Source organism: Tychonema sp. LEGE 07196 (genome assembly GCF_963890365.1).
Classification (GTDB): Bacteria; Cyanobacteriota; Cyanobacteriia; order Cyanobacteriales; family Microcoleaceae; genus Microcoleus.
The window spans coordinates 1-10,980 of sequence record NZ_CAWPRX010000091.1 but is presented as its reverse complement, the minus strand read 5'-3'; the positions used below and the strand labels follow the sequence as shown (position 1 = coordinate 10,980).

Annotated in this window: 11 protein-coding genes and 1 pseudogene; 5 read left to right on the top strand and 7 right to left on the bottom strand. The window is 47.1% G+C overall.

The features are described from left to right. Positions 1-148: 148 nt before the first annotated feature. Positions 149-646: a plastocyanin/azurin family copper-binding protein gene (locus tag AACV78_RS11280; RefSeq protein WP_194012592.1), complete on the bottom strand. Its 498-nt coding sequence runs from the start codon at positions 644-646 to the stop codon at positions 149-151. Positions 647-777: 131 nt separating this feature from the next. Next, on the bottom strand, positions 778-1,896 hold the full coding sequence (locus AACV78_RS11275; RefSeq protein ID WP_194012591.1) for a tocopherol cyclase family protein: 1,119 nt from the start codon (positions 1,894-1,896) through the stop codon (positions 778-780). A gap of 203 nt (positions 1,897-2,099) precedes the next feature. Between AACV78_RS11275 and AACV78_RS11270 the strand changes: the two genes are divergently transcribed. Together AACV78_RS11270 and AACV78_RS11265 are read left to right on the top strand one after the other, a co-directional pair. Next, complete coding sequence (locus tag AACV78_RS11270) at positions 2,100-2,681, top strand: Npun_F5749 family FMN-dependent PPOX-type flavoprotein (protein WP_194012590.1); 582 nt, start codon at positions 2,100-2,102, stop codon at positions 2,679-2,681. Continuing rightward, on the top strand, positions 2,647-2,802 hold the full coding sequence (locus tag AACV78_RS11265) for a hypothetical protein (RefSeq protein WP_194012589.1): 156 nt from the start codon (positions 2,647-2,649) through the stop codon (positions 2,800-2,802). The genes AACV78_RS11270 and AACV78_RS11265 overlap by 35 nt, the downstream gene beginning before the upstream one ends. 68 nt (positions 2,803-2,870) lie before the next feature. On the opposite strand, the gene cysE is transcribed toward AACV78_RS11265, so the two are convergent. Together cysE and AACV78_RS11255 are read right to left on the bottom strand one after the other, a co-directional pair. After that, entirely contained in the window at positions 2,871-3,662 is a 792-nt protein-coding gene (gene cysE, locus AACV78_RS11260; RefSeq protein WP_194012588.1) for a serine O-acetyltransferase, read from the bottom strand. A gap of 265 nt (positions 3,663-3,927) precedes the next feature. Beyond that, on the bottom strand, positions 3,928-4,194 hold the full coding sequence (locus AACV78_RS11255) for a hypothetical protein (protein ID WP_228042690.1): 267 nt from the start codon (positions 4,192-4,194) through the stop codon (positions 3,928-3,930). Between AACV78_RS11255 and AACV78_RS11250 the strand changes: the two genes are divergently transcribed. From AACV78_RS11250 to mrdA, 3 genes are all read left to right on the top strand, one after another. Next, positions 4,181-4,513: a hypothetical protein gene (locus AACV78_RS11250; protein WP_228042689.1), complete on the top strand. Its 333-nt coding sequence runs from the start codon at positions 4,181-4,183 to the stop codon at positions 4,511-4,513. The two genes, AACV78_RS11255 and AACV78_RS11250, sit on opposite strands and share 14 nt — an antisense overlap. 25 nt (positions 4,514-4,538) lie before the next feature. Further along, the gene (locus AACV78_RS11245) at positions 4,539-4,751 is read left to right on the top strand and encodes a hypothetical protein (protein WP_194012586.1); all 213 of its coding nucleotides are present in this window, start codon (positions 4,539-4,541) and stop codon (positions 4,749-4,751) included. Positions 4,752-5,065: 314 nt separating this feature from the next. Further along, positions 5,066-6,880, top strand: a complete 1,815-nt coding sequence (gene mrdA, locus AACV78_RS11240; RefSeq protein ID WP_194012585.1) for a penicillin-binding protein 2 — start codon at positions 5,066-5,068, stop codon at positions 6,878-6,880. A 584-nt stretch (positions 6,881-7,464) separates the two neighbouring features. Here mrdA and AACV78_RS11235 read toward each other — a convergent pair. The 3 genes and pseudogenes from AACV78_RS11235 to AACV78_RS11225 form a co-directional block, all read right to left on the bottom strand. Continuing rightward, positions 7,465-9,201, bottom strand: a complete 1,737-nt coding sequence (locus AACV78_RS11235) for a DUF3352 domain-containing protein (protein ID WP_194012584.1) — start codon at positions 9,199-9,201, stop codon at positions 7,465-7,467. Positions 9,202-9,343: 142 nt separating this feature from the next. Continuing rightward, positions 9,344-10,264 carry a flagellar assembly protein H gene (locus AACV78_RS11230; protein ID WP_228042688.1) on the bottom strand — a complete coding sequence of 307 codons (921 nt, stop codon included), beginning with the start codon at positions 10,262-10,264 and terminating at the stop codon, positions 9,344-9,346. A 371-nt stretch (positions 10,265-10,635) separates the two neighbouring features. Next, a pseudogene (locus AACV78_RS11225) lies at positions 10,636-10,980 on the bottom strand (pentapeptide repeat-containing protein); the annotation flags it as partial.

The following is a 10,980-nucleotide window of genomic DNA, read 5'->3' as shown; positions in this document are numbered from 1 at the left end:
GTCCCCCCTCCCGCGGGGAGGGAGCAAGATTATTCTTGTTTCTCCCCGCGGGAGGGGGGACTTGCGGGGGGTGAATTTGACTTTTGTAAGAGGTCTAATGCAGTCTGAGATTGAATTCTCTGCTCGTCTCAACTATGGGATAGGGGGATTAAGAGGCGATCGCAATTTTGCCAACCATCCCCGCCTCAGTATGTCCCGCTACGGTACAGCGAAGGTTGTAACTTCCCGATTTCACCGGCACAAACAACCATTCTGCCACAGCCCCGGGTTTAAGTTCCAGTTCGTGAATGGCTCCTTTAACTTCTACATTACCAGCTTCAACTTTTTGAGTCCAACTCGCATCTGCAAAATTTTTGGAAGTGAAATAATGTTTCTGCGGACTGGGATTTTTCAGCACTAATTTATAGCGCTTACCAGATTCAAATTCTAGCTGATTGGGGAAAAATTTGAGTTCTCCAGCTTCGTTACCCAAGCTAACATTAATTTCGGTGATAGGTTGGCGAGACAAATCGCCAGCATTGGCAATTGTCGCAGGTATTAAGATTGCACCCAAACATAAAATTAGTCCCAAAATTATTTTGAGAGTTGGTTGTAATTGTTGGTTGCGGTAGAATTTTTCTAATTGTAAACCGAGTATTTTTATCATGGCTGTTTTACTAATGTTAACTGACTGCTGAATGCTGACGTTGGACGGAAAGCTCGGGGGGACAGCGCCAATGACCAATGCCCAATGACTAATGACTAATGACCAATGACTACTGACTAATGACTACTAACTTAATTCGATCGCCAAACTTCATCCCAAGGCCCGCCGCCAACTTCCAAACCAGACAAAGAACTTTGAGCCTCTAAAATAATTTTATAACGCTGCTTGCCATTGCGATCGACATTTCCCCCCAACAACTCTCGCAGTTGCAACCGCAAATCGCCGTGCGTCGTATCCCGGCAGCAAAAAGCCATGCCTTTTTCAGTAGGAGTTCGCACATAAGTACCCTGAGAACTTGCAGTACCAGTTAACTCAACTTCAAACTGACTGTTTCTCGCCTGCATTTTCCAGCTTCCCCAAGGTTCAATATTCCAAGTAACTTGAGAATTCCAAGGCACAAATTCGTAAAATTTGCCTCGGTAATGCAGACAAATCATTGCCACCGATTCCATCCACCACAGCACGCCCCGCTTGCCGCCGCCAGCAGTGACAGCCAAATCGCTTTCACCTTGAAAACAATTGCAATTAATCCAAAACCACTTTTGCGGAAAAGCACCGCCCCAGTTTTTTTCGCTGTAAGCGGGAGCATCTGTAAATTCGTAGCGTTGGCCGTTCCAATCTATCCAGCCTGTGGCTAAACCGTGAGCCATTAAAATTTGCCATCCAGGCTCAAATACGGGTAAAAAAGATAGCATTCCTGCTGTAGATTTCTGGAGTTCCTGAGAGTTTCCCCAGCCGTAAACTGGTTTGATTTGGTACTGCCAAAAACAGTGACTGCTGCTTCCCGGATCGTGCAGATAACCTTGATTCAAAGTAGCAGTAGCTTGATAGCCTTCTTGGACGTGGCTGTCGAACATTTGCGGCTCTAAATATTCGGGTTTAATTTGTAAATCTGTCTTGCCCCAATGCCCAAAACCCAAGCTTTCTCGGTGCGCCCAAAACTTTTCTACATCGGGGAAGGTGCGGCACAAATAGCTATCTTTGGGGCCGAGAATTTGGGCAGCACCGCCGCTGTATGGTTGACCGCCTCTGGGGTCTTCAATGGAATACATGAAGGCAAAGGATTGTCCGTGAATTGGTAATGTTATTCGGTAGTACCAGCCTTCAAAAAAGCGCCGGGAACTGCCGTCCCAGTGGTAGCCGCTGTGGGGAGTTTCAATAGTTTTGATTTTTGAGAGTGCATTTGACATAAAATTACCAATAGCAGAAATAAGTGTCAGTTGTTAGTTGTCAGTTGGCAGTTGGCAGTTGGCAGTTGGCAGTTGGCAGTTGGCAGTCAACAGTCAACAGTTAACAGTTAACAGTTAACAGTTAACAGTCAACAGCTAACCATTCCCTAATGACTCATGACTGATGACTGATGACTACTAACTAATATGATAGGTTATTAATTATGTCTTTAGCAGTTTGGCGATCGCCCTTAGCGCGAGCTCTCCACCGCAACCGCAGTCTTGCTTTTGCTCGCTACTTGCAATTAGCAACCGTTCGCGCCACTGGTCGTCCGGCTAACCGCACTGTGGTGTTTCGAGGCTTTTTAGGAGATACTAATCAGTTGAAGTTTATTACTGATATTCGCAGTCAGAAGGCGGAAGAAATTGACCTCTATCCTTGGGGGGAGATTTGCTGGTATTTCCCTAAAACTCGGGAACAATTTCGGATTGCGGGACAACTGATTTTGGTGCGGCAAGACGATGCAGATTCCGAGTTTTTGACAGCGCGCCGCACAGCTTGGCAGGAGCTTTCTGAGGCTGCTCGATCGCAATTTGCTTGGCCTGCACCGGGGGAAGATAAGGCGGATGCTGGTGCTTTTGATTCTGCTTCCCCAGATGCTCACGAGCCGCTGCCGAATTTTTGTTTGCTGTTGTTGGAACCGGAAACGGTGGATTTTTTGGAGTTGCGGGGAGAACCGCAGAACAGATCGCTTTACGGGCGCGATGGCGATGGAAATTGGTTTGTGCGATCGGTCAATCCGTGAAAAAGAAGTTATTAGTCAGTTGGGAGTTGGTAGTTGGCAGTTGGCAGTTGGCAGTTGGCAGTTGGCAGTTGGCAGTTGGCAGTTAACAGTTAACAGTCAACAGTTGGCAGTTAACAGTTAACAGTCAACAGCTAACAATTCCCTAATGACTATTGACTATTGACTATTGACTATTGACTAATTAAATTTTTAGATGCCGGTGCCGTCGAAAAATTCTTGAATTGCTTTATCTTTTAACTGACAAGCGGCGGCAACTTCGGTTTTTTCAGCTAGGGCTACATTGCTGGTTTTGTTTGAAGTTTGAAATGCTGAATGGGAATTGGGAACAGAATTTAAGGAAACAGATTCTTGAGGAATCAAACTTTTTACTTGCTGTTCGAGGGATTCGATGCGATCGAGCAAAGAGCGAATTACCACAGCTTCGGAATCTGGCAAACTGCCGTGTTCTAGGGGATTGACGCGCACTCCCGATCGATATACGATGCGGCCGGGAATCCCTACCACGGTGCAGTCTGAGGGTACATCGCGCAGGACTACGGAACCTGCGCCGATGCGAACGTTGTTGCCAATTAGCAGGTTTCCTAGTACCTTGGCCCCGGCACCGACAACTACGTTTTCGCCGACGGTAGGGTGACGCTTGCCGCTTTCTTTGCCTGTGCCTCCTAGGGTGACACCTTGATAAATTAGGGCAAAATCGCCGATTATTGCTGTTTCGCCGATGACAACCCCCATACCGTGGTCGATGAAGACGCTTTTGCCGATCGTTGCACCGGGGTGAATTTCTATTCCTGTCAAAAACCGAGCAATGTGAGAAATCAAGCGGGGGATTAGGGGAAGTCCCAGTAAATAAAGCCAGTGTGCGAGGCGGTGCAGCACTAGGGCCTGAAGACCTGGGTAACAAAATAATACTTCCAGCCAGTTGCGAGCGGCTGGGTCGCGGTCGAAAATTATACTGAAGTCAGCTTTAAGGGTATGAAGCACTTTCGGAGTTCCCAATTTTGGTTAAACACGCCACTTTCAATTTTACAATTTTACTTGATCGGGGAAGTTAGATCGTGTTCGGTCGATTGTTACAACACTAACGGTTCGTAGCCCGGACTTAAGTCCGCAACTAATCTAGCGGACTTAAGTCCGCCCTACGAACCAATCTAATCGAACGGACATGATATTAGCCATCGGCCGATCGGGAGAAAAATTTTAGGATGTAGAATATTTTAGCGTGTCCATCCCACAGCGTGGCTGCGTTCTATTCCTGTAGTGAGATTGTATAGTTAGACTTGACTCCGGCTTCGAGAGTACCGACCCAAATTCTGTAAGATCCTGCTTGCCAGTCTGAATCAACTATGCTGGCATCTTTATTTTGACCTGTATCGTCTCCGCAGCGCAGGCTGTTACCGGGGCCTTGTACGACTAAGGTTGTGTCCTTCCCTCCGCTGTTGACTTGGATTGCGAGTTTGGAAAAGTTTTGCTGCAAGACTATGATGTGGTCGGGAGTGGGAGTGGCAAAACCCAAACATTTGTTTTTGTGGCGATCGGTGTTGGCAATGGCAGAGAGAGAGTACGATCCGCCTGTGGAACCTCTCAACATTGCTGTTGGGGAGTCAAAACCTCGCGATAAAGTTAAAGTGCCGAAGTTGGCTGTTTCTGCTAAAACTGGTAGGGCGGCGATCGCGCCGATCGCAGCTAAGAGTGCACTGTTTTTGAAATGGACTGACCGATCGAACCACATGGCAATACTCCTGTGTCACAACTTAAAATTACAACTCAGAATTTACTCGTCTGAGTCCCCAGAATCGGAACTTCCAGAGGAAGAACAATTTTTGTTTAATTGAGTGAAAAACCTTCTGGCTGTTGTTCGTGATTACTATCATCGGAACCGTGACACGTGCGATCGCCCTCGATGGTGCCACTCCGAGTTCTGCCACACGCGATCGGCTCACATCCGAAATTATACGCTCTCAAGATGCTCGATATGATAATTCTGGCTTTGCTGTTGACGATCGGTTCCCTCTTGACATGGCTTTTAATCATGTTACCTGTCGATATATTCGGCTGGCTGCACTTCCCTAATTGGCTGAGCCTGATCTTAATTGTGCTGGCTATTTCTTGGTGCTTGGACGATTAGTCATTAGTCATTAGTCATGAGTCCTTAGTCAGCAGTTGGCAGGAAAGCAGTCAGCAGTTGGCAGTAGTTAACGGTTAACAGTCAACAGTCAACAGTTAACAGTTAACAATGCCCTGTTTAGCCTGTTTGGCCAATTCCCAAGAACTAAGAACTAAGAACTAATGACTGAGAACTAAGACGATCGCCTAGGTCTGATGCTGTATACTGCACAATTGACAATCAAGAATCTAAAATCTAGGATTTGACATCTACTCATAGAATGATGCAACGACAAATTTCTTCGCTCTCTGGATTTCGCTCTTGTGACAAAACTCTGGGGGAAACTCCTAAGAAACAGTCGCGTCCGATGCACCGGGCGATCGTATTAATGCTGCTGGCAACCGCTTTGCTGGGCCTGCACGCTAGTCGGCTAGTAGAATTGCAACTGGTACAAGGGAAGCAAAACCGGGAACGAGCCGAAAACAATCGCGTTCGCCTAGTGCCAATGCCGGCAAATCGCGGACATATTGTCGATCGCAAAGGCAAACTGCTAGCGGGAAACAATTTAGCTCGATCGGTCTATTTGTGGCCGAAAGAACAAACGCCGGAAGAGTGGAAAGTAACAGCAGAAAAGTTAAGTCCGCTCGTTAAAATCCCGGCCAAAGAAATTTTAAAAAAAATAAAAGAGGTCGATCCTCTATCCTACAGACCAGTGCGGATCAAGCAAGCGATGCCGCCAGAAATTTTTGTGCCGCTAGCAGAACAGGTAGGACAAATACGCGGAGTCGAAGTGCGGCCAGAAGCGAACCGTTACTATCCCGAAGGCAGTTTGGCAGCTCACGTTCTCGGATATATTGGCGAAGCTACCGAAGTAGATTTGAAAGCTCACCCGGAATATCCGATGGGGATGATTGTCGGTCAGATGGGCATAGAAGAGAGTTCTAACAAGCAAATTGCGGGAGTTTGGGGCGATCGGCTGATCGAGGTAAATGCCCAAAATCAAGAATTGCGACTGATGGGAGAAACACCCCCGAAACCGGGCGAGGCTGTGCAGCTAACCATCGACTTGCCCATGCAAAAAGCAGCGGAAACAGCCCTAGGAAACCGCCGGGGAGCAGTCGTCGCCGTGGATGTCAAAACCGGCGCGGTATTAGTTCTCGCCAGCCACCCGACTTTTGACCCCAATCTGTTTACGCGAAAAATCAGTAAGGATGACTGGGCAACTCTTCAAGACCAGGAAGATCCATTTTTGAATCGGGCGATGCAGGGCTACCCCCCTGGCAGCACTTTTAAAATTGTGACTTCTGTCGCCGGTATCGAGTCAGGCAAGTTTTCGCCAGACTCTATTTTGGGTACTTCGTCTTACATTACGGTGGGGGGAATTGATTTTAACGAACACAGCGGGGGTTACGGCTACATCGGCTTTCGGGAGGCCTTGGCTTTCAGCAGCAATACGTTTTTTTACCAAGTGGGGATGAGTACCGGGCCCGAGGAAATTGCTAAGTGGGGACACCGCTTGGGAATTGGCAAGGATACGGATTTGAATCTTTTGGGGCTAAGCGGCGGCAGTCACGGTCAAATTCCGACACCCGAGGAGAAGGAGAAAATCTATAAAGAACCCTGGTATGAGGGCGATACGGTAACGATGTCGATCGGTCAGGGGTTGGTGTTGGTAACTCCTTTGGAGGCGGCGGTAATGGTGAGTTCGATCGCTAACGGCGGCTATCGAATCAAGCCCCATCTTTTAACATCTATGACTGGCACTCCAGAGACTCAACGGGTAAAGATCGGGATGAAACCTTCAACAGTTCAGATAGTTAAGGAAGGATTGATCGCAGTAGTTTCCGAGGGTACGGGACAGGGACTCAATGACGGTTCGATTCCGTTGACTGGGGGCAAAACAGGGACTTCGGAGCTCATCGGACAGAATGATCACTCGCTATATGTGGCATTTGGGCCTGCTGAAAAGCCAGAAATTGCGATCGCCGTGATTGTGGAAAATGCCGGTTTTGGTGCTGTTGCCGCGGCCCCGATCGCGAAAGATGTATTTCAAGCTTATTTTGGGAAACCCAAAACACCACCCAAGCCTCAGTAATCATTAGTCATGGGCCAAACAGGTCATGGGGCATGGGGCATTGGCCCGCGCAGGGCCTTGGGCATGGGGCATTAGTTGACAAGTAGAGTAAGGTGTACTCACGACCTGAGAAACCGGGTTTCTTTCAATATTTATGGTTTCTGTTACGAAAACTCGTAGAAACCCGGTTTCTGACTCACGCCCGCCAACCTGAGAAACCGGGTTTCTTTCAATATTTATGGTTTCTGTTACGAAAACTCGTAGAAACCCGGTTTCTGACTCACGCCCGCCAACCTGAGAAACCGGGTTTCTTTTCAATATTTATGGTTTCTGTTACGAAAACTCGTAGAAACCCGGTTTCTGACTCACGCCCGCCAACCTGAGAACCCGGGTTTCTTTCAATATTTATCGTCACTCAAGCCAAAACTCGTAGAAACCCGGTTTCTTACCGTGATAGGCGCGTCCGTTACTAATCACTAGCCTTCCACTTCACTCAGGCTAAAATGACTACTAACTAATGACTAATGACTACTGACTACTGACTAATAACCAACAACCAATAACCAATAACCAATAACCAACAACCAATAACCAATAACTAATAACTAATTCAGCCGCATAAATATGGTGGCTTTGCGAATTCCTGCGACTTCTCCGGTACTGGTAACAGTGAGCGATCGCAAATGGTCAAATAACGGTCTCGCCGAAAGTTCAATTAACCTCAACAGCGGGATTTGTTTTTCCCAAATTGATCTGATCGAAGGCCAGTCTAAATAAAAATAGCCGTCATTAGCTGGTGGTAGCGCTTCGATGCTGATTTGAAAGTCTTGATTGGCCACCAAAGAACCTGTTTCGGCTGCTTTTAGTGCTGCGTCCATTGCTTCTACTGAAGTGGTAAAAATTTCGTATTTACCGACAGTGGCTCGCACTCCTTTTGCCTCAGTTACGATCGCACTTTGCCTATTATTTCCCTTACCATGATTCGAGCTAGTTGTCAACTGCGTCCAAGCGGTAATTTTCTGGTTTCTGAGAGTGAAGCTGCCGATGCTATATTCTTTGCTGCGGGCAATTTCATCGAGTTTGTCGATCGCCTGAAGGGCATCTGCAGATGTTTCGGTGACAAAAACCCAATCCGCACTGTTTGAGGAACTCGGAACCACTGCTAAAGCGTATTCTCCTTGTACCCAGTTGAATATATCCTGCGGCAAATTAACACTCCAACTTTCCTGAATATCTGCGATCGCGCGATCGACTAATTTAGATACTTCTGCATTGGCTGACACCATCGATGACAAATCAGCCCAAAAATTCCTTAAATCGGTGCTGGCGACGGCAAAAGGACTGGCTGAGGGAATATATTGCAAGGCCAGCACCGGTTCGGAGAGTGTCGGAGAAGCCGTGTTTTCTCGCGATGTCACTAAAGCAGTTTGAGCCAGCAATCCCCGTCGGTTGACTCCGACAGCAACTGCGAGGGAATTAGGGAAAACTTGGAGATTTTGCTCGGTTGCTGGCTCCGGCAGATTGACAAATGCTAAAGCTATTCTACCTTGATTTAACTGTTGGAAAGCTTTTTGATAGTTAGGACTATTACTGAGATTTAGGTTGGCTGCTTCCAGGTTGTTAATTGCATCTCGAAGTATATTCGGACTGTGGGAAAATAAAACAAAATTTAGGTTGTTTCCCGAAGCCGAACGGCCGCGGATTGCCGCCGTCGCGAAACTTGATGGTAAAGTTGAATTCGGCAGAGGAAGCGGGTTGAAAGGCAAAATTGGAGCGGTTTTTTGCTTGGCTGTCGGTAATTTTTTGTAATTTAGTTGGACGCCTTTATATAGTTCCGACTGCACTGTTTTATCCGCACGAGATTGTTTTTGCCAGTAGGATTTGAGAAATTGTTGGCTGCGATCGGCATTTTGGGAAGAAACAGCCAGCAAAAACCCGGTTTGTTCGCCCTTGCTGCGATCGCGATCGTCGAAATCGGGATTTGTGAGGGCGAGGGTAATTTCGTCACCGATCCAAGGTTGGATATCGCGACTGTAATCCAAGTCAGTATTGGCGAGGAGGCTTTTTTTGATTTGCTCGAATTCTGCGTGTGCGAGGCTTCTTTCTTTGGGAGTGGCAAAAACTTGTCGCAATGCTTCGAGGCGATCGGGATTTACCAGCATTGAAACCAACAAAGGTACTTCTTTCGAGACAAACACAGCCGCAGCCGGAGTAGTTGTCGGCCCGCCCGCGAGCAAATTTAGGGGAGTTTGAGTTGACAGCCAGTAAAAACCGCCTGCACCCAAGCCTAAGAGTGCTAAAACGCCAGCAATGAGGAAAGAAAAGAACGATCGCAGCTTCATAACAACAAGGATTAATGACCACAGTCTATTATTGACTACAGTAGCGCATGGTCGCAGCTATTGACATCTCCAAAATTTAGGGGCGATGTGTGTGAGAAACCGCCCCAACATTGACAAGCGATCGCCCGTCAGTTGATTTTTTCTAAGTAAATGATTTTGCCAATCTAGCAGTCAGTTCTTCAATAGATAATTGAGGCAAATCTGCCAACAGCGATGGTAAATTGTCTGGAGATAAAGCCAGCAGATTAGAGATGAGATTTACCGGGAGTTGTTCTAATTTTCCCGATTTAATGAAGAATTTTTCCAGAACCGTTTGTGCTAGCAAGTTTTGCACTTCTTGGTGTTCATTCTGTCCCGCAGGCAAATTAGATAACTGCACTAGCAACACAGTAAATTCGGCAACAGGTAAAGCCGATATCAACGGGATGAATGCGAGAGTTAGCGGGTCTGATTCTCCAAATCTGACCTGCAAGAAGCTCTCCAAAATCATCCGCTGTCCTTCTTCCTGACCTTGTTGTTTGGCTGCTTCTAAATGTTGTTGAAAAAGAGGTGCGATCGCCATAACTAACTCCTGATCTTCATCATCCCCTGCGGGAATAGGTGGTGTATTCGCTTGCAAATTTGCCTGCAAGACGTACAATAATTGTAGCGCGTTAGTTCGGAGTGGATTATCCACAGGCAATGCACTGAGTTCGGCGATCGCCTGCTGCTGTACCCGCCCGCGGCCCAACATCCGCAACCACATAGTTTCTGGGACTCTGGGTAGCTGGTGAATCGCGATTAGTCCAACTCTCCAAACCTCAGTTAAAAAATAAACTCCTTTCCCCCAGCCCTCTGACTCTTCGGGAACCCAAAAACCAAAACTGTCGAGTAAAAGTTCCGAAGCAGTGGGAGTTAAAATCCACAACCTCGGCAATAGTCTTTCTTCTAAACGCTGGTCTTCTCGATTAGTCTGCCGCCCCAGTTTCGCCCTACTATTTAATAATTTTACTACACAACTGAAGATTCCTTCAGTATTAACCGGATTGCGAAACGGCTCAATCACAGCTACAGTAGCAGCCATTTTACCTAATAAACCTAAACTTTGGACGTATTCCGTCTCAAAAGAAGTTGGTTGAAACTAGACATCAATTTCTCTGACTTCTGCGGTGACATCTTTGCTCGTTTCTACTTCTCCCAGAGGCGACAATAACTCTTGAAGGTATTCTTTAGCAAACTGATCGTGGGGAAACTTAGTCATAAAGTCAATGTTTTGCACTCCCATACTATTTTAGCAAGAAAAATGCAGCAGACCGCGGTTTCACTGGCCCAATTTTCTTAAAATGTATCTGCGTTAATCTGCGTTAATCTGCCTGAAATCTGCTGTTTCTATATCAATCAAAAATTTATGCAAAAAGTCTAATGTAGGGAAACGGCACTGCCGTGTCCTGATTGCTACCACGGCAAACCTCGCGCATCGGAAAAATCAGCATCAAGAACCGCCCCCGCATCAAATATAGCACCAGTCAAATCAGCTTTTCTAAACGACGTTACCGACAATTGTTCTATCTGTTCAACAGCAATAAAAAAGCCGATCGCAGTTAACCCCAAAATCACCCCAGAAACCAAAAACAAACCAATTCCCCTCAAAGTATCCCCGCCCCAAAATGTCACAATACCGCTAGCCCCGATCGCAGCAGCAGCCCCAGCCACAGCCCCAGCCACAATTCCCGCCTCGCCACGAGTCGCAGCAATCGCCGTCGCAGCCGTCCCCGCCACCGCCACAGCCCCCGCATCCGC